This is a genomic window from Arthrobacter sp. 01T428 (assembly GCF_056398685.1).
Map to the genome: position 1 here is coordinate 1 of NZ_JBFTPW010000006.1, position 26,598 is coordinate 26,598.

22 protein-coding genes and 1 pseudogene are annotated in these 26,598 nt (G+C 65.1%); 7 read left to right on the forward strand and 16 right to left on the reverse strand.

What is annotated here, in order from left to right; translation table 11 throughout:
* Both glgP and glgC read left to right on the forward strand, forming a co-directional pair.
* Nucleotides 1-1,116 (forward strand): alpha-glucan family phosphorylase (gene glgP / locus AC1DJB_RS08665; protein WP_476910138.1); only part of this gene is annotated, 1,116 nt, incomplete at its 5' end.
* Nucleotides 1,117-1,219: 103 nt separating this feature from the next.
* Nucleotides 1,220-2,539: pseudogene (gene glgC / locus AC1DJB_RS08670) on the forward strand (glucose-1-phosphate adenylyltransferase); the annotation flags it as partial.
* Here glgC and AC1DJB_RS08675 read toward each other — a convergent pair.
* The 9 genes from AC1DJB_RS08675 to AC1DJB_RS08715 form a co-directional block, all read right to left on the reverse strand.
* Nucleotides 2,535-5,966 carry an error-prone DNA polymerase gene (locus AC1DJB_RS08675; protein ID WP_441438104.1) on the reverse strand — a complete coding sequence of 1,144 codons (3,432 nt, stop codon included), beginning with the start codon at nt 5,964-5,966 and terminating at the stop codon, nt 2,535-2,537. The pseudogene glgC and the gene AC1DJB_RS08675 overlap by 5 nt on opposite strands.
* A 35-nt stretch (nt 5,967-6,001) precedes the next feature.
* The gene (locus AC1DJB_RS08680; protein WP_441438103.1) at nt 6,002-7,624 is read right to left on the reverse strand and encodes a DNA polymerase Y family protein; all 1,623 of its coding nucleotides are present in this window, start codon (nt 7,622-7,624) and stop codon (nt 6,002-6,004) included.
* Nucleotides 7,621-8,277, reverse strand: a complete 657-nt coding sequence (locus AC1DJB_RS08685; RefSeq protein ID WP_216363235.1) for a hypothetical protein — start codon at nt 8,275-8,277, stop codon at nt 7,621-7,623. Before AC1DJB_RS08685 ends, AC1DJB_RS08680 begins: the two co-directional genes overlap by 4 nt.
* Nucleotides 8,278-8,308: 31 nt before the next feature.
* Nucleotides 8,309-10,009, reverse strand: a complete 1,701-nt coding sequence (locus tag AC1DJB_RS08690; protein ID WP_441438102.1) for an ABC transporter permease subunit — start codon at nt 10,007-10,009, stop codon at nt 8,309-8,311.
* Between the two features lie 41 nt (nt 10,010-10,050).
* On the reverse strand, nt 10,051-11,577 hold the full coding sequence (locus tag AC1DJB_RS08695; protein WP_441438101.1) for an ABC transporter substrate-binding protein: 1,527 nt from the start codon (nt 11,575-11,577) through the stop codon (nt 10,051-10,053).
* A gap of 34 nt (nt 11,578-11,611) precedes the next feature.
* On the reverse strand, nt 11,612-12,874 hold the full coding sequence (locus tag AC1DJB_RS08700; RefSeq protein ID WP_284988306.1) for an MFS transporter: 1,263 nt from the start codon (nt 12,872-12,874) through the stop codon (nt 11,612-11,614).
* Entirely contained in the window at nt 12,871-13,671 is an 801-nt protein-coding gene (locus tag AC1DJB_RS08705) for an ABC transporter ATP-binding protein (protein ID WP_306959450.1), read from the reverse strand. Before AC1DJB_RS08705 ends, AC1DJB_RS08700 begins: the two co-directional genes overlap by 4 nt.
* Entirely contained in the window at nt 13,668-14,546 is an 879-nt protein-coding gene (locus AC1DJB_RS08710) for an ABC transporter ATP-binding protein (RefSeq protein ID WP_332602075.1), read from the reverse strand. Before AC1DJB_RS08710 ends, AC1DJB_RS08705 begins: the two co-directional genes overlap by 4 nt.
* Before the next feature lie 159 nt (nt 14,547-14,705).
* Nucleotides 14,706-15,551, reverse strand: coding sequence for a phosphotransferase (locus AC1DJB_RS08715; protein WP_441438100.1), 846 nt, complete (start codon nt 15,549-15,551; stop codon nt 14,706-14,708).
* 87 nt (nt 15,552-15,638) lie between these two features.
* Between AC1DJB_RS08715 and AC1DJB_RS08720 the strand changes: the two genes are divergently transcribed.
* The 3 genes from AC1DJB_RS08720 (at nt 15,639) to AC1DJB_RS08730 (ending at nt 17,312) form a co-directional block, all read left to right on the forward strand.
* A complete protein-coding gene (locus AC1DJB_RS08720; RefSeq protein WP_307052954.1) occupies nt 15,639-16,241 on the forward strand; it encodes a cadmium resistance transporter in 603 nt (200 codons plus the stop codon).
* 88 nt (nt 16,242-16,329) lie between these two features.
* Nucleotides 16,330-16,893, forward strand: a complete 564-nt coding sequence (locus AC1DJB_RS08725; protein ID WP_059389348.1) for a hypothetical protein — start codon at nt 16,330-16,332, stop codon at nt 16,891-16,893.
* A 47-nt stretch (nt 16,894-16,940) separates the two neighbouring features.
* On the forward strand, nt 16,941-17,312 hold the full coding sequence (locus AC1DJB_RS08730; protein WP_441438099.1) for a sec-independent translocase: 372 nt from the start codon (nt 16,941-16,943) through the stop codon (nt 17,310-17,312).
* Nucleotides 17,313-17,316: 4 nt separating this feature from the next.
* On the opposite strand, the gene AC1DJB_RS08735 is transcribed toward AC1DJB_RS08730, so the two are convergent.
* Together AC1DJB_RS08735 and AC1DJB_RS08740 are read right to left on the reverse strand one after the other, a co-directional pair.
* A complete protein-coding gene (locus AC1DJB_RS08735) occupies nt 17,317-19,038 on the reverse strand; it encodes an amidase (protein WP_441438098.1) in 1,722 nt (573 codons plus the stop codon).
* On the reverse strand, nt 19,035-20,081 hold the full coding sequence (locus tag AC1DJB_RS08740) for an agmatine deiminase family protein (protein ID WP_441438097.1): 1,047 nt from the start codon (nt 20,079-20,081) through the stop codon (nt 19,035-19,037). Before AC1DJB_RS08740 ends, AC1DJB_RS08735 begins: the two co-directional genes overlap by 4 nt.
* 100 nt (nt 20,082-20,181) lie before the next feature.
* Here AC1DJB_RS08740 and AC1DJB_RS08745 point away from each other — a divergent pair, with 100 nt between their 5' ends.
* Entirely contained in the window at nt 20,182-20,847 is a 666-nt protein-coding gene (locus AC1DJB_RS08745) for a TetR/AcrR family transcriptional regulator (protein WP_284988298.1), read from the forward strand.
* Here AC1DJB_RS08745 and AC1DJB_RS08750 read toward each other — a convergent pair.
* From AC1DJB_RS08750 to AC1DJB_RS08765, 4 genes are read right to left on the reverse strand one after another with little or no spacing between them, the layout of a single operon-like run.
* Entirely contained in the window at nt 20,844-21,683 is an 840-nt protein-coding gene (locus AC1DJB_RS08750; RefSeq protein WP_441438096.1) for a PfkB family carbohydrate kinase, read from the reverse strand. The genes AC1DJB_RS08745 and AC1DJB_RS08750 overlap by 4 nt on opposite strands.
* Before the next feature lie 46 nt (nt 21,684-21,729).
* On the reverse strand, nt 21,730-22,224 hold the full coding sequence (locus tag AC1DJB_RS08755) for a nucleoside deaminase (RefSeq protein WP_306959471.1): 495 nt from the start codon (nt 22,222-22,224) through the stop codon (nt 21,730-21,732).
* Nucleotides 22,225-22,235: 11 nt separating this feature from the next.
* The gene (locus tag AC1DJB_RS08760) at nt 22,236-23,213 is read right to left on the reverse strand and encodes a nucleoside hydrolase (RefSeq protein ID WP_441438095.1); all 978 of its coding nucleotides are present in this window, start codon (nt 23,211-23,213) and stop codon (nt 22,236-22,238) included.
* A gap of 37 nt (nt 23,214-23,250) precedes the next feature.
* On the reverse strand, nt 23,251-24,684 hold the full coding sequence (locus tag AC1DJB_RS08765; protein ID WP_441438094.1) for an MFS transporter: 1,434 nt from the start codon (nt 24,682-24,684) through the stop codon (nt 23,251-23,253).
* 159 nt (nt 24,685-24,843) lie between these two features.
* Here AC1DJB_RS08765 and AC1DJB_RS08770 point away from each other — a divergent pair, with 159 nt between their 5' ends.
* Nucleotides 24,844-25,629: a GntR family transcriptional regulator gene (locus tag AC1DJB_RS08770; RefSeq protein ID WP_441438093.1), complete on the forward strand. Its 786-nt coding sequence runs from the start codon at nt 24,844-24,846 to the stop codon at nt 25,627-25,629.
* Nucleotides 25,630-25,734: 105 nt separating this feature from the next.
* Here AC1DJB_RS08770 and AC1DJB_RS08775 read toward each other — a convergent pair whose 3' ends face one another.
* On the reverse strand, nt 25,735-26,514 hold the full coding sequence (locus AC1DJB_RS08775; RefSeq protein ID WP_284988292.1) for an SDR family NAD(P)-dependent oxidoreductase: 780 nt from the start codon (nt 26,512-26,514) through the stop codon (nt 25,735-25,737).
* Between the last annotated feature and the right edge of the window lie 84 nt (nt 26,515-26,598).

Below are 26,598 nucleotides of genomic sequence, written 5' to 3' on the forward strand. Positions count from 1 at the left end.
CCGGACGTGCTCACGATCGGTTTCGCCCGGCGCGTGCCCACCTACAAGCGCCTGACCCTGATGCTCCGGGACCCGGCCCGGCTCAAGGCCCTGCTGCTGCACCCGAAGCACCCCATCCAGCTGGTCATCGCCGGCAAGTCCCACCCGGCGGACGACGCCGGGAAGAAGATGATCCAGGACCTGGTGAAGTTCACCGACGACCCCGCCGTGCGGCACCGGATCGTGTTCCTGCCCAATTACGACATCGCCATGGCCCGCACCCTGTTCCCGGGCTGCGACGTGTGGCTGAACAACCCGCTCCGGCCCCTGGAGGCCTGCGGGACCTCCGGGATGAAGGCCGCCATCAACGGCTCCCTGAACCTCTCGGTCCTGGATGGCTGGTGGGATGAGATGTACGACGGCGAGAACGGCTGGGCGATCCCGACCGCGAACAACGACGCGTCCCCGACAGAACGCGATGACATCGAAGCGGCCGCGCTCTACGAGCTTCTGGAAACCCAGGTGGCCCCGCGCTTCTACGGCTCCACGGTCTCCGCGGAAGCCGGCGCGGCCGGGCCCTCGCAGTCCGGCCCGGAAGCCGTGCCGACGCACTGGGTCTCGATGATCAAGCACACTCTGGCCCACCTCGGCCCGGCCGTCTCGGCCGACCGCATGCTCCAGGACTACGTCAACACCCTCTACCGCCCGGCGGCTGTCGCCGGCAGGCAGGCGGGAACGGCGTCGTTCAAGGAAGCGAAGGAGCTGGCGGCCTGGACCACCAAGGTCCGCACCGCCTGGCCACAGCTGATCGTGGAACACGTCGATTCCATCGGAGTCTCCGAGGAGCCCCAGATCGGCGACACCCTCCAGGTCAACGCCTACATCGCCCTGCACGAGCTCACGCCCGACGACGTGTCGGTTGAGGTGGCGTATGGCCGGGCCCAGGACGGAGACGAACTGGAAGATGTGGCTCTGGTCGAGCTGACCGAAACGGAGGACCTTGGCAACGGGCGCCACCTGTTCACCGGGTCCATCCTGATCAACCGTTCCGGATCCTTCGGCTACACCGTCCGGGTCTTCCCGAAACACCCCTCCCTGGCCTCCAAGGCCGAACTGGGGCTGATCGCGAACGCCTAGGAATGCGCCTCCGCTGCTGTTCGAGCAGCGGGGGCGCGTTCCACCCCGAGCTTCATCGCAACGCGCGGTGAGTAGTTCCAAGGCCAACATCAAACACAAGGGAGTGACGATGGCTTCGAAGAAAGTCTTGGCGATTGTGCTGGCCGGCGGTGAGGGTAAGCGACTCATGCCGCTTACCGGAGATCGCGCCAAACCAGCCGTCCCATTCGCAGGGAGTTACCGGCTGATCGACTTCGCCCTGTCCAATCTGACCAACTCGGGCTATTGGCAGATTGTGGTGCTGACCCAATACAAGTCCCACAGCCTCGACCGGCACATTTCAGAAACGTGGCGGATGTCCGCACAATTGGGCAACTATGTAGCGTCGGTTCCGGCTCAACAGCGCGTCAGTAAAAGCTGGTTCCTAGGCAGCGCAAATGCGATCTACCAGTCGCTCAACCTCATCGAAGACGCCCGTCCTGACATCGTCGTGGTCGTGGGTGCTGACCACGTCTACCGGATGGATTTCGAGCACATGGTGCGTAGCCATATCAGCTCCGGCGCAAAGGCCACTGTGGCGGGCGTGCGTCAACCTCTGGCCATGGCCGACCAGTTCGGCGTGATCGAGGTAGACCAGGCCGCTGGTTCCGATAGCGCGAGCGGCGGCACGGCCAAGAGGATCGCAGCATTTGTGGAAAAGCCGGCTTCGACGCGTGGGCTTCCTGAAGACCCTTCCCAGTTCCTGGCATCGATGGGGAACTACGTTTTCGACGCCGATGCCTTGGTGGGGGCGCTTGAGCTCGACGCCACCCGGCAAGACACGAAACACGACATGGGCGGTGACATCATCCCCTATTTCGTTTCCCGTGGCGAAGCGTTCGCCTATGATTTTTCAAGCAATGATGTCCCAGGGGCCACGGATCGTGACCGCAACTACTGGCGCGACGTCGGTACTATCGACTCATACTTTGAAGCACACCTCGATTTGATTTCGCCGGATCCGGTGTTCAATCTCTACAACTCCGATTGGCCGATCTACACACGGCAAAGCGCTTCGCCTCCGGCCAAGATGGTTCGCGGGGAAGGCGGAACCGTCGGCACGGCCCAGGACTCAATTGTTTCCAACGGCGTCATCGTATCGGGCGGTCTCGTGGAAAATTCGGTGCTCTCCAACGATGCGTTCATTTCCAGTGGTGCCCGCGTTATCGACTCGGTGCTGTTGGACAACGTCACCATCGGCGAAGGGGCGGTGGTCAAGCGGGCCATCCTGGACAAGAACGTCAGGGTTCCAGCCGGCGCAACCATCGGCCTGGACCCGGACCTGGACCGACGGCGCGGCTATAACGTCACGGATTCGGGCATCACGGTCCTGAGCAAAGGTCAACACGTACCTCTCCCGGATGAACACGACCGGGAACTCGCCCGTGCGGCACTCCTGGCTACCTGAAGTCGCGGGAGTTGGACTTCACTGTCAGGACCAGGGGTTCCAGCTTGTCCGCCACGAGATTGGTGACTCCTTCCGGCGATCGTTCGAGGAAACCCCGGACGACCAGCGCGGATGATTCCCGGGCGACGCGGCGATGCCTCTTCCAGAGGCCAACGCTGCAGATGACATTGAGGATGCCGCTCTCGTCCTCCAGATTCACGAAGGTGATCCCTTGCGCGGTCTGGGGGCGTTGGCGGTGGGTCACGACGCCGGCCACTTCAACACGCGTGCCGGACTCGACCTGGGAGAGCCGGTCCACCCGCAGCACCCCCCTCGAATCCAGGGCCTCGCGGGCATGGCGCATCGGATGGTCATCGGTGCTGATTCCTGTCGCCCACATGTCGTAGGCAACATTTTCCAGGGGGGAGAGCTCGGGCAGCAGCGGTGGCTGGACGGCGACGTGGGTCCCCGGCAATTGTCCTTCCCGCTCGAGCGCGGCATCTCCGGCTTGCCACAATGCTTCGCGGCGGTTCATTCCCAGCGAATCGAGTGCTCCCGCTGAAGCGAGTGCCTCCAGCTGATCCGCGCTGAGATTCGCGCGGCGGGACAGATCCGCCATGTCCCGGTAGGCGCCATGCTCCGCACGCTCGGTGACGATCCGCTTCGCCACTTCGGCGCCGATGGACGTGACGCCGTCGAGCCCCAACCGCACGGCGCGTGAGCCATCCCGCCGGTGCAGGTGGTCCTCGCGTGGTCGATCCTGCTGGAAGAGGCCGATCTCCGGCTGGTGGAAGTCCAGGCAGGAATCCATGCCGCCCACTTGGCCTGTTTCGGCACTTGCAGCCTCGTCGAGCACTTCGAGGGTCGCCTCGGCAAGGGAATGCAGTACATCCGGGCGCAACACCTGGACCCCGTGCCTGCGGGCATCTGCCACGAGGGTTTGCGGGGAATAGAAGCCCATGGGTTGTGCCCGAAGCAGGGACGCGAGAAATGCGCCAGGGTAGTGCAGCTTCAGCCACGAGCTTGCGTAGACCAACACCGCGAAGCTCAAGGAGTGGGATTCCGCGAAACCGAAGTTCGCAAAGGCCTGGATCTTGGCGTAGATGGCGTCGGCGTCGTCCTTGCTGATCCCGTTTGCCGCCATCCCCGCATAGAGCTTGGCCTCGAGCGACTCGATCTTCTCCCGGCCCCGTTTGGAGCCCATCGCGCGGCGGAGCAGGTCCGCATCCTCGGCGGTGCAGCCGCCCACGGCAACTGCCATCTGCATCAGTTGCTCCTGGAACAAGGGCACACCCAAGGTCCGCTTAAGCACGGGTTCCAGCAATGGATGAAGGTACGTGATCTTTTCCGTGCCTGCGCGGCGCCGGATGTAGGGGTGGACGGCGCCACCTTGGACCGGACCTGGGCGGATCAGCGCGATTTCGACCACCAGATCGTAGAATTTCCTCGGTTTCAGCCGCGGCAGCGTGCTGATCTGGGCCCGTGATTCCACTTGGAACACCCCGATCGAGTCGGCCCGGCAGAGCATGTCGTAGACGGCCGGTTCTTCCCGCGGGATGGTCTCGATGGTCCAACGCTCCCCGAAATGCTTGTCGATCAAATCAAAGGAGTACTGCAGGGCGGCGAGCATGCCCAGGCCTAGAAGGTCGAACTTGACCAGGCCCATCCATTCGCAATCGTCCTTGTCCCATTGCAGGACCGTGCGGTTTTCCATCCGGGCGCGTTCGATGGGTACCACCTCGCCGACAGGCCGTTCGGTGAGGACCATGCCGCCGGAGTGGATGCCCAGGTGCCGGGGGAAGCCCAGTATCTGGTCAGCAAGGTCCAGGACCGGGGCCGGGATGTTGTTGGTCTTGCCATCGCTGAGATCGCCCCAGTGATCGAGCCGCTTGGACCAGGCGTCCTGTTGGCCCTGGCTGTAGCCGAGTGCTTTGGCAATGTCCCTGACGGCGTTCTTCGGCCTGTAACTGATGACATTCGCTACTTGGGCCGCGTTGAACCGTCCGTACTTGCGGTAGACGTATTGGATGACTTCTTCCCGCCGGTCCGAGTCGAAATCGACGTCGATGTCCGGTTCTTCTTCGCGGAGGCTGGAGAGGAAACGCTCAAACGGAAGGTTGTAGAAGATGCTGTCGACGGCAGTGATCCCCAGCGCGTAGCAAACGGCAGAGTTCGCCGCGGACCCCCGGCCTTGGCAGAGGATGCCGCGGGAACGGGCAAACTGCACGATGTCGTGCACAATCAGGAAATAGCCGGGGAAGTTCTTCGCCTCGATCACTGCGAGTTCCTGCTCGATCCGGCGATGGACCCGTTCGTCGGCGTCCGGGTACTTGTCCCTCACCCCTTCTTCAACAAGTTGCCGCAGCCACGTGATGAGACTGTGCCCCGCAGGAACATCGAGCTTGGGAAGCTTCGGGCGGGCTGCCCGTAACTGGAATGCAAGCTCGTCTGCGATCTCGACAGTCCGTTCGACCGCGCCGGGGTAGCGGGCGAACCGCGCTGCCATCTCGGAACCGCTCCGCAAATGGGCGCCGCTGCTTGCGGGCAGCCACCCGTCCAGCTCCTCCAGGCTGCGGCGTGCCCGGACCGCCGCCATGGCCGTTGCCAGCGGATATCCCTCCGGGGACGCATAATGTACGGCGTTGCTGGCGATGAAAGGTATGCCCGCGCGCTCGGCAATCCGGACGAGGGCATCGTTGTGGCTGCTGTCGAAGGGATTCCCGTGATCGAAGAGCTCCACCACCACGTTTTCCCGCCCGAATCTCTCGATCAAGGCCTCCACTTCCAACGCAGCGGCTTGCTCGCCGTCGCTCATGAGGGCCCTCCGGACTGAGCCTTTGCGGCATCCGGTCAGCACCAGGCAGTGGTTCCTCAGCGAATGCGCCAGTTCGTCGAGGTCGTAGATGGGGTGGCCCTTCTCGGCGTCGGCCGCCAGATGGGCGGCAGTCATGGCCCCTGCCAAACGGTGGTACCCCTCTTCCTGGCGGGCGAGGACGAGCAAATGGTCACCTTCGGGGTCGGCTTCGCCTTGCTGGGGTTTGCTGAGCCCGAGTGACAGCTCAGCGCCGAACACGGTCTTCAGCTCGTAGGCTTCGGCGGCCTCCGCCATTCGCACGATCCCGTAGAAGCCGTCATGATCGGTCAGTGCGAGGGCATGGAGGCCCAGCCGGACCGCCTCCTCAACCATCTTCTCGGGTGAGGAGGCGCCGTCCAGGAAGCTGTAGTGCGAATGCGCGTGCAGTTCGGCATAAGGCACGACGGCGGCACCCGCCCTCGACGCGACCCTTGCGGGATCGAGGGGGACCGGGCGGTAAGGCCCGCGTTTCCTTGACCAGGCGGGGCTGTCGCCGCCGTCCCCTTTGGACTTGCCGATCTCCGGCACGCGCCGGTCCGACAGCGTGCGTTCGAACTCCGACCACGGGATCGACGGGTTGTTCCAAGCCATCTTTGTCTTCCTGACTAAAGTTCAGTGTCTGGTGTTCAGTCGTAGCGGGCCTCTGCCCACCAGTTCTGCTCGTCCAGGAGAAGGAGCCAAGCCTCTCCGTTTCCGTCCACAAGCTGGAACCGGTCCGCTTCAAGGCGATGATCGGCGTCCCACCACCTCTGCCGCAACGGCCAGGGGCCGGCCCACTGAGCTACCAGTCGCCGTCGTGCAGGGTCTCCGCCGGGACAGAACCACATGGGCGGGGCAATCAATCCGCCGCGATGGTCTGTACGGACTTTTTCCTTGTTCGCATCAAGCAGCAGGACGGGGATGAGGGAAGCGAACACCGTGGCGGGCTGCGGGTCTGGAATCCTGCCCGGCCACGGCCTGGAGGCCAGGGCGGCCGTTCCCGCGGGCAAGGCATCTCCCCAAGGAACCAGGCGGCGCCGCTCGGCCAGCAAGCGACCTCCGGAAACCGCGGGCACTACCACGGCTTCATGCCCCAGCATGCTTTGGATCCGGCTGAGTCCATGATGAATCTGTTCCTCGGCTCCGTCTCCAAAGAGCGCCCGACCATGATGGGCAATGGAATCCACACGGACGGGGACGAACTCGACCCGCGTGACCGGTGACGACAGTCCGCCGCGTGCCATGCCGCCGTCGTGCGTTCCGCTGGCTTGGGCAGTTTTATCGTTGGATACAGGGGGCTGCGACTGAAGCTGCCAACGCACCCTGTCCACGACGTCGCTGGCTGTGAAATGGCGGGGGTGGCCCCACGTCCGCTCGGAGCGGCTCCCTCCTTCGTCAGTGATCAGAACCCTCAGCTCCGTGCAGACCAGGCCTTCCGTCTGCACCCCGGCCACGAAGGCGTCTGCCGTGGCGCGGAGTTGGAAGGCGAGTTGGTCAACCCGGTCCAGGCCGGGTTCGAACTCGACGCGTTGATCCAGTTTCCGCGGAGGAGTCCGGGGCATCACCTTGCGGGGATCCTGTCCGCTTGCCAGGGCATGCGCAGTGATTCCGGCAGCCCCGAAACGGGCCCTGACATCTGCGGCGTGAAGATTCGCGAAATTCCCCAAAGTGAGGATGCCAAGGCGTTTGAGCAAGGAAGCCAGCTTCGGCTGCCCCAGTACTTCCACCGGAAATGGAGCCAGGAAATCCCGGGAAGAACCCGGCGGGAGCACCCGGACGGCAGATAGTTCGCTGGTGCTCCGGGCTGCTTGCTCGGCGGCGAACACGGAATCGGCGATCCCCACCCGGGCCTCCACGCCGAGGCGGTCGGCCGATTCAAGCACAGCACCTGCTGCCGCTTCTTCTCCGCCGTAATATCGTGCGGCACCCTTGGCCCGGATAGCGCAGAGGCCGGGTCGAAGCACTTCCACTCCAGGGGTTCGTTCCTCGAGTGACGAGACCACAGGTTCGAATTCCCTCGCATCCCGCACCGGATCAACGGCACACACCACCAGCTCAGGGCAGCGGGTCTGCGCTTCCCGCAGCCGCAAGCCCCGGACCACTCCCTCTGCCCGGGCTTCCGCAGAGCAAGCAGCAATGACCCCTTGGCCGATGACTGCCACAGGTACATCAGGCGGCAGGGCATCTGCCAGGCGGGCGGCGACGAGGGGCCAATCCGGGAACCAAGTCACCAACGCCCGTACCGGGGTTTCAAGCTGAAACAGCATCATGCTCCCATCCGATGGCGGGACAGATCCACCGTGCCGCTGTCCGCAAGATCCACGGAGGCCCTGCGGGAACTGCCCCGCAGCGCAACCTCGAGCTCGAGTTCCTGCTTGGCGAGATGTCCGTGGCCCTGTCCGAGCCCCGCCCACTCGTATCCATTCACGTGCAAGACGGCTTCACTCTGCGGCCATGGTCCCAAGACAAGGAGGACGGCACTCCGCTCGCGGAGCCTGGCTCCCAAGCGGGCAGCCTCGGCGGGTGCGACTTTTTCCGGAGCCCGCGCAAGTACCACCGAGAGCACGTCCGCCAAGGCGGCGATCACCGGCATCCAACTGGCCCCGGGGTCAGGCACCAGCACCAGCCGGTCGAGCGCAATGCCGAAACCTGCTGCCGCCTCGATCCCGAAGTCAGGCAGCCCAGCTACTCCGCACCATGAGCCATTGCGTGACGGCCCGGCCAACAAGGCCATGGCCAGCGACATGGATCCCTGTACGGAGTACGCCGCTCCCGGTCGCAGTCCGCCCGGGAGAAGCCTGCTGAGCGAGGGGAGTACGGGAAGCGAACGTTCGCTTCCGCGCTTGCCCTGCATGAGATGGATCTGCGCCTGCAAGTCATCGCGCAGCGAAGCCGGCGAAGCGGAAGACAGGCGGGATGACATGCTTCAATTTTCGAACATATATTCGAATGAGTCAATCGGGGGCCGGATCCCCCTGCGAGCGCGACCACGTGACGCTCGACAGTGAAACGGCCAGAATCGAGGCGAGGATCAATGCCGACGCCGGGGCGGCAACGGCCCACGGTGCCCGCTCCACGTAGTTGATTCCTTCGGCAAGGACGAGGCCCCACTCGGGCGACGGCTGATGGGGGCCGAGGCCCAGGAACCCCAGGGCAGCCAAGGCGAGCGCGATTCCCGGTATCCGGAGCATCGAATGCCTGAACACCGGGCCAAGGATGGTCGGGAGGATGTAGCGCCAGAGGATGCGGACCCTTCCCACGCCCAGGACCGGAAGGATCTTCACGTGGGGCTGGGCCCTGGCCTCCTGCGCCAGGGCGGCAGTGTGGGCGGCGAGGGGTGCCCAACTGACCAGGGTGACGGCTATCGCCGCACCTTCAGCCGATGGGCCGGTCATCACGGCAACGATCAGCCCGGCCAGGATAGGCGGAGCGGCGTTGGCTACTTCAAGGGGACCGGTGGCCGCGAGCGGGAAGAGCCCGACGACGATCCCGATCACAAGGCAAGCCAGGACCACGAGCAATGCAGTTCCCAACGTGGACACGGCGCCATGCCCCACCCGGGCAAGGAGGTCCCGTCCGCTTGCATCGGCCCCGAAGGGCAGCTCCAAACCCGGGCCGGCAAGCCGTGCATGGCTTGAGGTGAACGGATCGCGAAGCAAGCCCGCGACGACGATGAGCAGCAACGCTCCCGCAGCGACGAGCGGAACCGCGGCATCCCGCCGTCGTGGTGTTCCCGGGGAGTCCGGAACCGGAACTGTCCCCGAGCGCAGCGCTGCTCCCATGAGAAGGTTCCGGGCCGCGGCGCTGAGGGAACCTGCCCCGATCGCCAGCATGAGGAGGGCCAGTACTCCTGCCTGCAGCGCAGGTATGTCCTGGGCGCTCGCCGCCCCCAGGACCGCACGGCCCAAACCGGGAATCGCGAAGACCTTCTCCACGGCAACTGCCCCACCGGTGAGGCCAATGAGGACAAGCCCGATCTGGCTCATCACCGATGGCAGGGCCCGACGGAGCACAGCCGCGGTGAGCCTGGCGCGGCTTGCTCCGGCCATGGCCCACGTGGCCACCCATTTTTCGGCGAACGCCAGGCTGATGGCGTCGGACAGGAGCCGCCCGATGAGCCCGCCGGCGGGCAGGCCGAGGGCGAGAGCCGGCAACACCGCGTGGTCCAGGCCCTGCCAGCCATACGGCGGGAAGCAGCCCAGCCACACCGCGCCAACGACAAGGAGCATCGCCGCCAGCAGGAACTCGGGGAGCGCCGTCATGGCCGCCGCCACGACGCCGGAGCCCCGCCTGGGGTTCCCGGCGAGCCCCCGCATCACGGAAGGAACGCACAGTGCGGTGGCCACCACCGTTGCAACGGCCACCGCGCAGGCCATCAGGGTGACGGAGACGCCGAGGGTTTCCACAGTGCCGGCGCCAACAGGCGTGTTGGTGATCCAGGAATTTCCCATGTCCCCGCGCACAAGGCCTCCGGCCCAGTCGAAGAAGATGTGTACTGGTCCTCGATCGAGTCCAAGCTCCGCGCGGATCATGCCCAGCGTTTCGTCAGTCGCTTCCCGGTCGGCATACCGGGCCCGCAGGATGGTGTATTCCGGGCTGTGTCCCGAAAGCCACGGCAGGAGCCCGATCAGCACGACTATGGCAAAGAGCGCCACAGCTCTGGAAACAGCAGCTTTGATGAACGCGGGGCACCGCATCAGCCGGAGATTCCTGTCTTGCTGGTGATCAGGGCGCGCTCGCGGGGATCGCGTTCCACGTTGCGGATCCTGGCCGATTCGCCTTGGATGACGCGTTCATGCAGCAGCGGCACGGCCGCGTCCTTCGAGAGGATCAGTGCCTCGGCGGCGGCAATTGCCGCCCGGCGCTCCGGGCCTGCCGGGATGGCTGCGGCCTTGCTCAGTGCCGCGTCCACCTCCGGATCGCAGAACTGGGAGATGTTGAAGGAGCCTTTGCAGGAGAAGTCGCTGAACATGTAGGCGACGGGATCGCCGGAGTCGAGGACCGTGGCCCGGGACAAGATGAAGGCATCGAATTTGCCCGCCAAGGCGTCTGCCTCGATGTGCTGGTACTCGCGGACTTCCTGCTCCACGATGAAGCCGGCGGCTTCGAGCTGCTGCTCAAGCTGCACGGCGACCTCGGGCAGCTCGGCCCGGTCCGTGAACGTGCCAAGTTTGATGCGGCGGCCGTTGGCAGGTGCCGTTTCCGCCCGCTTTTTCAAGGCTTCGATGTAGGAGGCGTTTTGCCGCTCCTTGGCGGCCCAGGGGAGGGCCGGGCCCAGGAGGCCTTCGGCGATGTCCGCACGTCCCTCGTAGACCCGGTCAACAATGGTGGTCCGCTCGACCGACGTCCGTGCCGCTGCCCGGACCGACGGATCCGCGAAAGGACCCGCCTTGGTGTTCAGGTAGAGGGTGTTGGTGCGGGGCATGGGGACTTCGTGGATCAAGTCCGCCTTGATCTGGGCGACCTGGCCTACGGGAATGGCCTCCACGACGTCGGCCGTTCCGGTCCTGAGGGCGGCAGCGCGTGCCGTGCCGTCGGGAACGTACTGGACGTCGACGCCACCGCTCGCCGCTTTCTCGCCCCAGTAGTCGGCGAAGCGGTTGAGTGTTGCCGAGCTGGTGCCGTCCGCGGACGCCAGGACGTAGGGCCCCGTTCCGGCGTTGATGGGGCTCACGACGCCACCGGGCTTGTAGGCGGACGCGGCGAGGATGGAAAGCTGGGGACTGGAAAGCCGCTGCGGAACCAGCGGGTCGTCCGTCTGGGTGGTCACGACGACGGCGTTCCCGCCGTCGGTGCGGACGCTGAGCTGCACGCCGTCGAGGATCCGCGGCTTGGGCTTGGCATTGGCTGCTGCCGTTAACGACGCCGCCACTTGCTCCGCCGTCAGGAGCGTTCCGTCATGGAATTTCACGCCTGCACGGAGTTCGAAGCGCCAGTTCCTGCCGTCCAGTTGCGTCCAGGCTGTTGAAAGCGATGGCTGGGCATCGCCGAGGGCATCCAGGACAACCAAAGTCTCGGCGGTCTTCCAGCGTGAGAGTTTGAAGGCGTCGTCGCTCAAGGGAGTAAGTCCTGAACGCGGGGGCTGCAGCATGGCTACCTTGATCCGGGAGTCGGTGCTGCTGGCTGATGGCGCGGTGCCTTGGGCGAAGCAAGCGCTGAGGGCGGCGGCCATTGCGGAGGAGAGGAGTATCGCGGCAACTGCTTTTGGGCGTGGAATAGCCATGGATTGGTGCCTGTCTTTCGTGGGTGTGAGTGGATCAAACGGTGTGGAGTTGTTGCGGACGCGGTGCCGGGACGGATGCCGGAAGGAAGCGATGTATGAGTGCCGCGGAGCTCGCCGCGAGAATTGCCGACACCAGCCACGGAGAGACCGCGGCCAGGGATGGTGTGGTGGCCTGTTCATAGAGCGGAGCAAGGAGCATATTGCCGAGGAGAACCATGGTTCCGCCGCAACTCGCGAGCAAGCCGTAATAGGCGCCGGTGGAGCGTCCTGCGGCAAATTCGAGGACCAGATCCATGGCAACTGGTGCCACGCACATGTGCCCGACGGCGAGCGCAGTGACCAGCAGGAACGCCGGTAGCGCAGGGAATGCGTCGGGCGAGGGGAAGGCGGCCATGGCTGCGATAGCGACGAACCCCAGGGCCTGAACGGCGAATCCCGCGGCGAGCGCGACGCCCGGTCCCTTCCGTTTCATGAGCCTGGCGATGGGCCATTGCAGGGTGATGATCAAAATGGATGCGTAGGCGAAAATCGCCGAGAGCGCACCCAAACCCGCGTCGCTCCGTTCCAGCTCGATGGGCAACCCGAAGTAGAGCTGGTTGTAGGCAAAGAGGTTGACGCTATAGAAAGCCGCGAATGAGACGAAGCCCTTCTCCCTGAGGCAGGACCAAGCGTCCGACGGCGGCGCGGCGGCCGAGTTCCCGGCGGACGTTGCGACGGCGCTCGCCGTCGTCGCTGGTAGGAAAGTGCCGAAGACCACTGCCATCACGGCGAAGACCCCCGCCCCGACGAGCAGGGCCGCGTCGAAGCCGGTCTGAAGCAGGACGGAGCCGAGCAGGGGACCGGCCACGGCGCCGATTTCCCCGAAAATGACCAGCAGCGCGAAAAGAGTGGTTTTGTGGGGCTGAAGGGTGGCACGTCGTTCTTCGGCCCCACCCACAAGGCTTTCCAAAGCGGGTGAAAAGAGGGCGCCACCCGCCCCTGTGATGATGGCTCCCAGGAGGAAAAGGGGGAAGTCCGAAGCCCACAGCAACAAAAGGTACCCGGAGATCCGGGCGAGGCATCCGGCAATCATGACGGGCCGGGCTCCCCAACGATCCGCGGCGGCTCCGCCCACGAGGAACAATCCTTGCTGGGCGAAAGTACGTGCGCCGAGGACAATTCCCACGGCCATTGCGCCCATGCCAAAGTCCTCGCGCATCAAAACCGCCAGGAAGGGGACAACCGAGTAGAAGCCAAGGTTGAAGATGAGCTGGCTGGCCAGCAGTAGCCGGGGCGTGGGCTCCGCGCGTGAGTTCATGGCTTGTCCTGTCCTACGTCCCTGCCCAGTCCGGGGATGGAGGTGACAAGCTCCCTGGCCTCCCGGGTCTGTGGGTTCGCGTACACGGCAGCGGTGGGTCCTTGTTCCACGATGCTCCCCCCGGAGAGGACCAGGGTTTGGGAGCACAACCGGGCGATGGCGGCCAGGTCATGCGAGACAAACAGGAGCCCAAGCCCGTCCCGATGGACCAGCTGTTCCAAGAGGGCCAAGACCGAGTTCCTGAGGGGAAGGTCGAGTCCGCTCACCGGCTCGTCAGCCAGGAGGATGGTTGGCGCGGGGACCAGGGCCCGTGCAATGGCCACGCGTTGTTTTTGCCCGCCGGAGAGTTCCGAGGGCCGACGCGCAAGCAAGCCGCGATCGAGATCGACCCGTTGCAAGGCATCCAGGATCATCCTGCGGTGATCTCCATTGATGCGCAGTTGCCTCAGGGGTTCAAGGAGCAGCCGCTCCACGTTCATGCCCGGATCAAGGCTCGCCGCCGGATTCTGCGGGATGTATTGCACCGCGCGGCGGTACCACCTCAAGGACGACGCCGGGCCGGGCACAACCGGGGTGTCGTTGAACGTGACGGTTCCGGCGTCCGGCTTCTCCAAAGCAAGCAGGATCCGCAGGAGTGTCGATTTTCCGGCGCCCGAGCCACCCACCAGGCCAACGCTGTCTCCCGTGGCAATCCTGAGGGAAACGTCCTGCAATGCCGGCCGGGCCGGCCGTTGCTTCAGGAGCCTGCGGCCCGGGTAGCTGAGTCCGAGATTGCCAGCGCTCAGGACTGCCTTCATGCTGTGGCTCTCCGGCGGAGGGAATCGAATCCGAGATGGGCGGCTTCCACCAGTTGCTTCGTGTACTGGTGCCGGGGCCGCTCCACCACCGATTCCATGGATCCCTCTTCGACGATCCGGCCGGAACTCAAGACGAGGGCCTGGTGGCAAAACGCCGCAGCCACAGCAAGGTCATGCGTAATGAACAACATCGCGCCGGCGGCCGCGGAACGCGCGGATTCCGGGTACACGGATTCCGAGCAAGCTGATTCCGAATACAGGGACAAGGCCTCAAGGACCTTGGCCTGGCTGACCATGTCCAATGCGGTAGTGGGTTCATCAGCTACCAGGACGGAGCTGCGGCAGGCAAGGGCGAGCGCGATGCAGACCCGCTGCAGCTGACCTCCCGACAGTTCGCCGCTGAAGCTTTCCATGGTCCGTTCGGCTTCCTCTATTCCCATCGACGCGAGCAGCTCAAGTGCCCTTTTCCGCGCCGCGGAGCCTGAAAGGCCGGCATGCCGCAGCGGGATCTCCAGCTGTTTGCCCAGGCGCACCAAGGGATTGAGCGCTGACATCGGGTCCTGATGGATAGCGGTGAGTCCCGAGCGGCGGGTTCGCCGGTCGGACAAGGTCACGTCTACTCCGTTGATCTGCAACTGCCCGGAGGCGCTCATCGAAGCCGGGAGCTGTCCCAGGAGGGCAGCCGCCGTCAGGGACTTGCCCGAACCCGAAGCTCCCAAAAGGGCCAGTCTTTGGCCCCGGTCGACAGTGAAGCTGACTCCGTCAATCAGGGCGCGTCCATGGAGGGACACCCTCAAGTCTTGAACCAGGAGGGCAGGGTGCATGGTGAACTTTCGGCTAGGGGCGATATGATTACTGATGCTATCAATAATCATTATCATTAAACCAAATGTTTCCGGGGAGCCGCCTGATGATCGTGCCTGGAAACCATGGAGACTACCTTGGGGAACAAGCAGCCAGCGACGGTGATCTCCGGACCATGCGCGCGACCCTTCCTTTTCTGCTCCGTCACCTCGACGACGATTAAGGCCAGGTCACGTTATTGCGGCGTGGAGAAGTGCGGCGTTTTCGGCTAGCCACGCTTGGCGGCGAAGAATCTTGTCCCCGATGCCCTCGTCCCACATCCGTTTCCACCCGCCGCCCTGGGTAAGCGCCCTGTGCCGCATCACATGCCAGGAGCGCACGGCGGCGTTCCGGGTTACGCCAACAATCTTGGCCCGATCGGCCGGGCCCAAGCCGTAGGCGTCCACCAGCATGGCAGCCCGGGAGGCGGCGTCGACTCCGCGCATGACGGGATCGCGGTCGGTGACAGGCATCCACGCGCCCCACCAGAGGAGCAAGTTCGCGACCTCTTCGGCCCGGGTCGCGGGGCGCAGCAGATCGAAGTCAATCAGGGCGACGGCGGTGCCGTCCCGGAAGACGACATTCTCCGGGGTGATGTCCATGTGGGCGAGGAATGTCGCCGGTCCCGCGATTGAGCCGGGGCACCCAAGAGGATCAGCGGCGTCGTCCGCGCGTGCCCAGCCGGGTACGCCCAGCGGCTGCACTGCGTCATCGTAGGCCCGCACCAGGCGCGCGACGCTGATGGCACTCGATTCGTCGGCTACCCAGCTTGGCCAGGGACGGCCGGCGGTGTCCCCGGGAACGAAACTCAGGGTGTCCCTGCCGCTGTCGTCGATGCCCAGGAATCGGGGCGCGCCCTGGAAGCCGGCCGATTGGAGGAAATCCAGGAGGCGGCGGACCCGCGGAGAAGCGTCGCTCACAGGGCGCCGCACTGTATCGCCCACCCGGACGAGCCCCTCCGTCACGTCCCCGCCGAGAAGTGGAACGGCAGATTCCGACTGCCCGGGCTCGACGTACGGACGGCTATCGCTAGTCATCGTCCGATGCTGCCATGGCGGGGTCGACTGCGCCAGCCGGTGTGGTCCGGGTAAGGGCACCGGCCCGACGCGGTAGTGTCATCAGCGATGGAAGATCTGGGCGGCACCGTACTGACAGCGGCTGGAGCCTTCGCGGCGACAAATCTTGATGACCTCCTGGTCTTGTCCGTTCTCTTCCTGTCAGCCAGGACGCGCCCGGTGCCCAGACTCTGGAAAATTTGGATAGGCCAGTACATCGGCATTGGAATACTGACCGGTGTGGCGGCCGCGGCCGCGTTGGCGCTCACTCCCGTCCCGGTTGAGTGGGTTGGTTTCCTGGGTCTGGTGCCGCTTGTCTTGGGCTGCTACGCCTTGATTAAGGTTTCCCGCCCGTCCGGAGATCCACCGAAGCCCCGTTCGCTGACCGTGCCCGTGGTTGTCGCGGTGACAGTTGCCAACGGTGGAGACAACATCTCGGTATACATTCCGCTGTTCCATTCGCTGGGACCGACTGCTTCGGTGGTGACGGGGCTGACTTTCGCGGTGCTGGTGGCGGTGTGGTGTGCCGCCGGTTACTGGCTGACAGCACACCCGAAGGTGGGCGCGTTCTGCCGGCGGGCCGGAAACTGGGCTATTCCCGTGGTGTACGTGGCGCTTGGGCTCACCATCATTGTCCGCTCTGGAATCATTGCGCTGCTGTTCCAGCGCTGATCTTCGTAGCATGCAGGGTTCTCCCATCCGGAACTGATATGACTGCGGGTGGGTTTCATCCGGAAGCGCGCAGGAGGATTGGCAGGATATGTTCCGAGGTTCGTTTGTTGTAGGCGCTCTGGTTCTGCTTTTCGGGGCAGCGGCCGTGTTGGGGTTCGGAGCCATCTTCCGGGCCAAGAGTGTCGCGGCCCGGATTGACGCCGCAGCCGCCGGGATATTGGCCGCCGCAATGGCGGCGGTAGGGCTCGGGTGGGCTCCGCTCGGTGTGGTCCCGCTGGGAGCGGCGACTGGCGTTGTCTTCCTCTTGTCCGTCGTGAGGATCGTGTACCAAGGGCCACGGGCGGCGGGAGCCGCCGGAGCCGGGCGGTGGTCGGCGATCTATGGCGCAGCGGTGGCAGCCCTCTCGGGCTGGGTGCTGCTCTCCGCGTCGAGTGGAGCCGGATCGGTGTCGGATCATCCAGGACACCAACTGGGCATCATTCTCGCCGACATCATGGGCGCGATCCTCATGCTTTTCGCCGCCACGGGTTGGCTGTTGGGCACGTTCGCGATGCCGGCCGAGAGTAAATCGCACGCCGTACCCCGATTGAAGGGTGTCCGCGAGGCGTTGGTGGCAGCTGGACTTGCCGTCGCGTTGTACGCGATCTCCTAAGCCCGGTGCCGCCCGGAACCACCTGGCGGCGGATTTAGAATGGAGCCATGATCGATATTTCGGTCGAGAAGGTAGCCCTTCTCCTGATCATTGCCGTTTTGGTCCTTGGACCCACCAAGCTTCCGGAGTATGCGAGGAAGCTGGGGCGGCTTATCCGCGAACTGCGGCGCATGGCTTCCGGAGCGCAGGAAAAGCTTCGCCAGGAGCTCGGTCCGGAATTCGAGGACATCGATTGGCAGAAAATGGATCCGCGCCAATACGATCCTCGCCGTATCATCCGTGAAGCCCTCCTCGAGGACGAGCCGCTTCCTGAGCCTGCCATCCCAACCCAGCCGCAGACCCCTGTACAGCCTCCTGCCCGCCCGGTTGTGCGGTTGGCGGCCGGGCAGAAGGCCCCTTTCGACGACGAGTCCACCTGATCCGTTAGTCGAGGCGCGGTGTGCGCGGGGGAGCGGTGCGGCGCTCGCCTGTTCCTTCGAAGGCCGCGGCCAGTGTCAGCAGTGCGGTGTCGTCGTACGCGCGGCCGGCGAACGTGAGCCCCACGGGCATGCCGATATCGCTCATAGTTCCCATCGGTACGGTGACTGTCGGGATCCCCAGGTGCCGGGGGACGAGGTTGCCGTTGGCCACCCAGACGCCGTTGCGCCAGCCGAGATCGGCTGAGGATTCGTTGACGTCCATGTCGGCCGGGCCGACGTCGGCTGCCGCGGGGAAGATGACCGCATCCAGGCGGAGGCCGTCCATCCATTCCTCAAGGTCAACCCGCCGGGTCTCTTCGAGTCCGCGCAGGCCTTCTTCGAGGGACGGGATGTCGGTGACGGAGGAAGCCCCGTGCAAGCGGATGTGCGCCGGGTAGTCGGCGATATCGTCGTCGAACCCGTCATAACGGTCCGGGAGCGCGCCTTCCGGATGCGGGAAGATCGCAGCGCCGTCGATGTCGGCCAGGCTGTTGAGCGACGGATCCCCGTTGGCGGAGAGGAAGTCGTCCCAGGCCCAGGCCGAGAGATCGACGATTTCCCGCCGGAGGAAGTCCGGGCTCACCAGTCCGCGGGTGGCGATGGTGGGCGCCCCCGGGCGGTCGCCTTCGTAGTTGGAAACCACGGGGAAGTCCACCAGCACCACGTCGGCGCCGGCGGCTTCGAGGTCGCGCCGGGCTGCTTCCCACAGTGCCATGACGGAATCGCGCGTCTGGATTCGTTGACCGGTGGGTCCGCCGATGCCGGGAGTTTCGCTGGTGCCGGCGTCGGGGTCCGCGTTGATGTACATGCGCGGCACCCCGAAGCGCTTGCCCCTCAACGCTGAGCGGGCGCCGTCTACGTTGGATGGTGCCAGCGCCGGGTAGGAGGCCGGACGGACCTGGGACGCGGCCGGGATCTGGACCCAGGGCTGCGCGCGCCAGAAGTCGCCGCGGGTTTCGGCGTCGTCGGCCACAATGACATCGAGCAGTTCCAAAAGATCCGCCATGGACCGGGTGTGCGGCACCACGACGTCCATGGTGGGGACCAGCGGCCAGTTCCCGCGCACCGAAATGACCCCGCGAGACGGTGTGTACGCGCACAAGGCATTGTTCGACGCCGGCGCTCGGCCGCTTGACCAGGTCTCCTCGCCCAGGCCGAAGGCTCCGAAGCTCGCGGCGGTAGCGGTTCCGGAGCCGTTCGAGGATCCGGAGCCGAAAGCGGCGGTGAGGAAATCGCCGTTGTAGGGGCTTTCGGCGCGTCCATAGACGCCGCGCTGCATGCCGCCGTTGGCCATGGGCGGCATGTTGGTCAGGCCGATGAGCACGGCCCCTGCCGCGCGGAGGCGTTCGATGGTGAAGGCATCGCGTTGCGCGATGAGGTTTTTGAACGCGGGGGAGCCAGCGGCGGCCGTGAGCCCTTTGGCCAGAAAGCTGTCCTTGGCGGTGTAGGGAATGCCGTCGAGGGGCCCGAGGGTGGTGCCGCTTGCCCGGCGCACGTCGGAGGCCCGGGCCTCGGCGAGTGCGTCTGGGTTCATCACCACCAGTGCGTTCAGCGTGATGCCGTTGCGGTCGTAGGCGTCGATGCGGTCAAGGTACGCCTGGGTGAGTTCCCGGCTGGTCACCGTGCCGGCTTCCAGGGCGGTGCGCAACTGCGCGATGGAGGCCTCGACGACGTCGAAGCGGCTCATCGTGCCACCGGCCCGTTGAGTGTGGGCTGCTGCTGCGTGATGCAGTGGATTCCCCCGCCCCGGGCGAGGATTGGCCGGGCGTCCACGGTCACGACCCGGCGGCCCGGGTAGGCCTCGGCCAGGATTTCCGCCGCCAGGGCATCAGCGCGCTCTTCGCCATAGCCGCATGCGATCACGCCGCCGTTGACTACGAGGTGGTTGACATAGCTCCAATCGACGAAGCCTTCTTCGTCGCGGAGGGTCTCAGGCGCGGGAAGCAGCGTGATCTCGAACGGCTTGCCAGCGGCGTCTTGCTGGGTTTCGAAGAACCGCTGCAGGGTGCGGCTGACCTCGAAGTCGGGGTGGCCCGGGTTGGTCTGCGAGTGCAGCAGGACCCGGCCGGGAGAGGGAAGGGTGGCCACCATGTCGATGTGGCCGCGTGTGCCGAGGTCCTCGTAGTCACGGGTGAGACCGCGTGGTACCCACACGGTCTGGGTGGTGCCCAGCGTGCGTGACAGTTCCGCTTCGACGCGTGCCTTGTCCGCGTAAGGGTTTCGGTGTGGATCGAGCTGAACGGTTTCGGTAACGAGGACGGTGCCTTCGCCATCGACGTGGATGGCCCCGCCTTCGTTGACCAGCAAGGAAGTGACCAGTTCAGCGCCGGACTCTTCGGCGACAAAACGGGCCATGCCAGCGCTCTTCTGCCATTCGGACCAGGCCGGGGCGCCCCAGCCGTTGAAGATCCAGTCAACTGCGCCGAGCACTCCGGGCCGTTCGTCGTCGACGACGAAGGTGGGTCCGACGTCGCGCATCCAGAATTCGTCGAGGGGAGCCTCAAGCTGTTCGATTCCGGCGCCGAGCATCCGGCTGGCCCTGTCCCGTTCGCTGGGGTCGACCACCATGGTGACGGGTTCGAACTCGGACACCGCATGCGCGACGGCGGTCCAGGCCGCGTACGCTTCTTCCGCCGAAGCGGCGTCGTCGCCCAAGGTCAGGCCAGTGCGGGGGAACGCCATCCAGGTGCGCTCATGGGGTGCGGTTTCGGCTGGCATTCTCCAGGCCATGGAAGTCTCCTCCGTGTTGTGAGGTGAAATGTGGTGTGAGGTGTCATTTCTTATTGATCGCATGATCAACAACAGGAAAACTACTTTAGACTGTTGTGTGATGTCAAGCACCATACAGAAACGCGCTGCGCGGAAGACGCCGGCCGAACGCGCGGCCGAAATAGCCGAGGCCGCCAAGGAAATAGCGCTTGAGCAGGGGCTTTCCGCCATTACGCTGCGGAACGTTGCAGCGCGGGTAGGGGTGGCCTCGGGCCTCGTCGCGCATTATCAGCCCAACGCGGAGGCCTTGGTGGCGGGGATCTTCTCGACCATCGTGGCGGCGGAGACCGAGGAGGTTGCCGGCCTTCTGGAGGCGCAGCCGACTCCCTTGGAACAGCTCGGCATGCTCCTTGAAACGCTCATGGACAGCAGCCGCCTGGACGTCACAGCCATTTGGGTGGAGGCGTGGACCCTGGGGCGCCGGAACGAGGCGCTCGCAGCCTGCGTCCGTGAGCAGATGGATGCATGGCAGGCCGTGGTGCAGCGCGTGGTCGAGGCGGGGATCGACGCCGGTGAGTTCGACACGTTCGACGCTCCGTCTGTGGCCTGGCAGATCCTGGGCATGGTGGACGGACTGAACGCCCAGGCGCTGGTGCGCTGGGATGGCGTCAGCGACCGCGGAACGCACCTGGCCCGCGCAGTGGAGGGCATGGTGGGTGCGGCCCGCGGTTCGCTGTTGCCGGGCGGCGTCCAGCACGCCGGGATGATCCCAAGTCCGGATTCCTAGTTCGGCAGGTAGTGTTCCAGCCGCGCGAACTCCGGTTGCGAAAGCTCGCTCCCGACGGCGGCGGCGCCCACCGCGCAGGCTGCCGCGAGGCTGCTTTCCTCATCGAGGCCGGACGAGAGTGCGAGGACGAGCGCCGCGCAGAAGGCGTCACCGGCCCCCACGCTGTTGACGACGCTCGTCCTCGTCGCGGGCGCATGGGCGGTCTTGACCCCTTGCGCGTACATCGACGCGCCGCCCGCACCATACGTCACGGCAACGCGTTTGGCGCTCCGGAGCTCGGGGATGAGCTCGTACTCCGACTCGTTGACGATCACCAGATCGCACCGTTCAAGAAGCGCTGCCGGGAGTGCCTGTGCCGGGGCCGCGTTGAGGGCGAAGAACCCGGTGGTGCGGCGCGCGGCTTCCAGTACGGTTTCGACGGCGATCTCAAGCTGTGCGAGTACCGGCCCGCCATCCGAGAAATCAGCGCGTTCCAGCGAAACCATGGCGTTGGCTCCAGGAGCCACGGCGATCTGGTTTTCGCCCTCGCTGTCGATCACGATCAACGCGGTGCCGGTCGGCGCGGAAACCTCCTCCACTGCCGAAGTGTCAACCCCTGCCCGGTCCAGGGCCTCCGTCAGAAGCCGGCCATCCGGATCCGCGCCGACTGCGCCCACCAAGCGGGCGGCACCGGCGAGCCGGGCAGCTGCCGCGGCCTGGTTGCCTCCCTTTCCGCCGGGCTGGCGGGTGAGCGTGCCGCCGCCGATGGTTTCACCGGGGGACGGCAAGCGATGGACGCGGCACGTGAGATCGACGTTGAGGCTGCCGATAACAGTGAGCGTGCTGGGGTGGGGCATGAGTTGTCCTTCGGGTGGTGCTGGATTGCGGGGTCGGGTTTCCGGCCTAGTGCCAGAAGCCACGGTGGACTTCTGTCGCCTCGGGAAGCGGAACCGGACCGGTCACGGCGACGGTGCTGCCGCCGTGGGCAAGGACTTCGCGGCAGGGCAGGTCAAGGGTAGGCACGCCCGACTGCTCGGTGACGATCGAGGCAAGGTCCTTCTCGGACAAGGCATAGACCACGCGCCCGATTCCCGCCCAATAGATGGCACCGGTGCACATGGCACACGGTTCGGTGCTCGTGTACAAAGTGCTGCCGGCCAGTGCCGCGGCATCGAGCTTCCTGGCGCTCAATCGGACCAAATTGGTCTCGGCATGCCCGGTGGGATCGTGTTCCGTGTTGACGGTATTCATGGCTTCCACGAGGGTTCCGTCCGGGGCCAACAGGAGTGCACCGAACGGGTGGTCGCCGCGATCCCGGGCAGCCCGCGCGAGCGAAATGGCGCGGTGCAGGAACTCAAGGTCGGCCTGGCTTGGCTTGGCGGGTAACGAAGTGTTCATCAAAAGCCCCTTCAGTTCACTGCCGGCAGGGACAGGATCCGCTCCAAGAGGTGTGCCGCGGCGTCGCCCTTGACGGACAGCACAACCCGCGATGCCCGGTCCGGCACCTCCCGCACGCCGGCGGCTTCGCCGTCGAGCCGCTCACAGCGGGTCTTGCCGTGAGCCTCACCCTTACTCGTATCCACGGAAATTCCAACGTACGGGGCGTCGTCGAGCTCGAGGGCACCCACGGCGATTGCGGCCGCCAGCGGATCGTGGAGGGCGGCGCAGTGCTCACCGAAAATCGTGTTGTAGAAGGCGAAGTACTGGACGAGCATGCCCGACAGTGCGCTGGCCACCGGGTGTCCGGCAGTTGCGAGCGCCGCACGATGGGCCTCATCGAAGCGGTGGTTCATGGTGACATCCAGGGGCACCAACGTGACCGGCCAGTCGGCTTCCATCACCGCGGCCGCGGCCTCGGCGTCGTTGAAGATGTTGGCCTCGGCGACGGGGCTGATGTTGCCCGGCACAAACGCGGCTCCCCCCATGATCGTGACATCGCGGACGAGTGCCGGGAGGTTCGGGTCCAGCTGCAGCGCGAGGGACAGATTGGTGAGCGGGCCTACGGCGATGACGCGCAATTCACCCGGATACTCGTTGGCGAGCCGCACCAGCATCTCCGCGGCAGTCTCTGATTCCACCGTCAGTCCGGCGTCTTCCAAGGTGATCCCGCCGATGCCGTTCTCGCCGTGAACGTGCGGCGCCCCGCCGTCGAACGTCCCCATGAGGGGATCGTGGGCACCCACGGCAACCGGGATCCCGGCCCGGCCCGCAGCATGGAGCAGATTCAAGGTGTTGACGGCCCCGGTTGCGGCGCTGACGTTGCCGCTGACGGTTCCGATCCCGGCCAGCTCCACCTCTGGGCTCGCCAGGAGATAGGCGATGGCCAGGGAATCGTCGATGCCGGTATCGCAATCGAGGTAGAACGGCTGCGGTGTGGTGATGGTCATGGTGCTCCTTCGGGGTTTTGGTGACGTGGGTTCGGGCTTAAGCATGGGCGGCGACGGCGGCAGGTGCCGCTGCGGCGCTCGCGGCGACAGGGCGGAGGATCAGGGAAGCAGCAAAAGCCGCCAGGGCGAAGCCTGCCGAGATCCACAGGGCAGTTTGGTAACCGGCGATGGTTCCGGCGGCGACGGCGGGTGCGACGACGGCGATTCCCACACTGGCTCCGATTCCAAAGCATGCTCCATTCAGGCCGGGCACGGAACCGGGCGCCGATTTGGGTGAATTCAGCACGGCGATCCCGCTGACGGTGCTCTGGAACTGGCCGAGATAAAGGACTCCCATGATGATCAGCAAGGCGAAGACCATCCAGCGGTCCGCGGCAAAGATTGCCACCGCGACTGCCGCGACGACGATCAGCCCGCTGCTGATCCGCAGGGCCTTGAACCAGCCGATGCGCTGCGCGAACCAGCCGGAGAACACCGCAGTGAGCACACCCACGAACGCTGTAGGCGTCAGGTACAGGAGGGCTGACATGGAGGCGGATAGTCCGTATCCCGCGTGTGCGTCCTGGCTGAGGAGGATCACGGTGAAGTTCAACGCCGAGAAGATACCGGCAAGGGTCAGCACTGTGCTCGCCAAAACCGGCCATACCTGGCGGGATCGCAACTGTTCGATGGCGATCAGGGGACGCGCAACCCTCTTTTCCACGGCCACGAACGCCAGCCCGGCAATCACGGCGCCGGCGAGATAGCCAAGGGTCCAGATATCGCCCCATCCGGACGTGGAAGCCTGTCCGATCAGGTTGCTCAAGAGAACCAGGAACGTGCCCAGGGTGCCCGCGCCCCACCAGTCCATGCGTCCTTCCCGTGTCCGGGCGGCCCTTTTCGGGACGACGACGGCGACCAACACGATCGCCAGCACGCCCACACCGAGGACAAGGACAAAGAGGAACTGCCAGCCGATGGTGTCGGTGATGAAACCGCCCAGGAAGCCGTCGAGTCCGCCGATGCCGCCGTTGACCGCCGAAATGACGCCGACGGAAATGCCGAAGAGGCGTTTGCTGAAGCGCTCGGACAGAAGCAGGAAGGAAATGGTGAACGTGGCGCTCGTGCCACTTTGCAGGACACGGCCCACGAGAAGGATGGTCAGGTTCGGCGCCCACAGGCATAGGACCGTGCCGCACAACATCATCGAGAGGACGATCAGCAAGGTGCGGCGGCGTCCCAGGAAGTCGCTCCATCGCGAAAATGCCATGCCCAGGACGGCGCCGGTCAGGAAGAACAGCGACTGGACTTTGGCCACGTTTTCGGTGGATTCCTGGAAATGGGCGGCCATGGCCGGGAGTGCCGCCGAGAACAGGCTGGCGTTGAGCTGGTAACTGAGGATCGAAAGGATGAGCGTGGCGATGAGGACGGGCACTCGCGCTGCTTTTCGCCGAAGGGGGAGCCCTGCGGTGCTGGTGGCTTGGGTGGTCATGGACAAACTTCCTTGTTTGAAACAAAACGGCTTCTGGGGGCGGCTCGATGCAGGTGTGGCGCAGAGCACAGGATGGCTTATATGTGCATCATACACGCTTGTTATACAAGCTCGGAATACCCATCGCGTAAACTCTGAACATCGACGAAGGGAGCCATCTTGGACCGCAGTGCTGAAGCCGTTCTGTCGGAGCCGTTGGATGCCACCGCCAACATCCCGCTCCGTGTTGCCGTGTACTCGCGCATCATGAACGCCATCAGGGCGGGGCACTTCCCCGTTTCCTCGCTATTGCCTTCGGAAACGGACCTGGGTTCGGCAATGAAGGTCAGCCGGACGGTAGTCCGTGAGGCGCTCATGCTCCTCGAGGAAGACGGCTATGTGCGGTCCCGCCGGGGCATTGGACGGTTTGTGGCCACGCGCCTGCCGCGGGTCGGCCTGGAGCGGATCAGGCCCATGGAGGAGATTCTCGCTGAGGCCGGATCCGCTATCCAGGTCAGCCGGACGCAGCACGTACTGCACCCGTCGTCGTCGGTGTTTACCGCAGAGCCCCTCGGAATCCGCGAAGAGGAGCCCTCCTGGTTCTTCGAGAGCGTCCTCACACGGGACGGCTCTCCTATCGCTTTGGTCCAAGAGCACGTCGCAAGCGAGGGGGGTCTCATCGATCGTGACCCTGCAGCGGCACGCGCCATTGTGGACGACGTCGGGCGCGAGGCCACGCTGCTGGCTAACTTGATCTCGGCTATTGGCCCGGCCTTTGGTCCCGGCGAGACCGACATCGCAGCAGGCACCCCGGGCGTCGCGCGCGGCGAGCTGCTTGAGCTGGATGCCCAGGACCCGGTGCTGATCCTGACCCAGACCGTAGAGCACTCAGGCCAGGTCGTCTACCTGGCCAAGACACTGGTCAACACCGGAGTGGTCCAGATCGGAATCATCCAGGGAACCTAACGGGCGGGCACCCAACTGACTCGCAGTAGATGTCGTTTTGAGGGCCTATAACGACACCTGCTGCTAGTCAGTTGGGGACTTGCGGGGCGAGGGTGGCCGTGGGGACTAGTTGGCTGGGCGGACGGCTCGTCCCGCGGCTGCGATTACCAGCTTCTCCGGGAGCAGCTTGACGGCCACCCGGGCAACAAAGGAGTTGAGCCGGCCATCCACGACGCTCGGCTTGTTCCCGCGGATCGCGGACATGGCGGTGTCCACCACCTGCTCCGGGGTCCGCAAGGATCCGGCGGCTGCTGCCTCGCCGGCGATGTCAAAGAAGGGTGTGTCCGTAGCCCCCGGGCAAACGGCAAGGACCTTCACGCCCGTTCCTTGAGTCTCCGCCCACAGCGCTTGGGTGAAGGAGAGCACAAACGCCTTCGTCGCGCCGTAGACGGCCATGTGGGGTATCGGCTGGAATGCGGCCGTACTCGCGATGTTGATGATGGCCCCCGAGCCGCGCTCAGCCATACCAGGCAAGTAGCGTGTGCTGGTACCGACCAAGGTGGAGCAGTTCAACTGGATCTGTTCGGCGTAGCGGTCGGCGTCCGCTTGGACGACTTGTCCGTGTGTTCCGAATCCCGCGTTGTTGACGAGGATGTCCACTGTGAGTCCCAGCGAATCGGTGGCGAGCTGGAGTTCCTTTGCGGAGTCCGGAAGGCTCAAGTCCATGGCAAGGACGGTCACTTCGGTCCCGTGCCCGCGGAGTTCAGCCGCAAGCGCGTCAAGTTTGTCCTGGCTGCGCGCAACCAGGATCAAGCGTGCGCCCTCAGCGGCAAGTCTGCGGGCGAAGACCGAACCAATGCCCGTAGAGGCTCCAGTGATGAGGGCTGTTTTGGCTGAAATGTTCATTTTCTTCTCCTACGTTCCGACTGTTAATAAACTGACTGTGCGGTTTGTTTTTTGCCCACGAGTCGAAGTCTCAGGCTCGTGGCC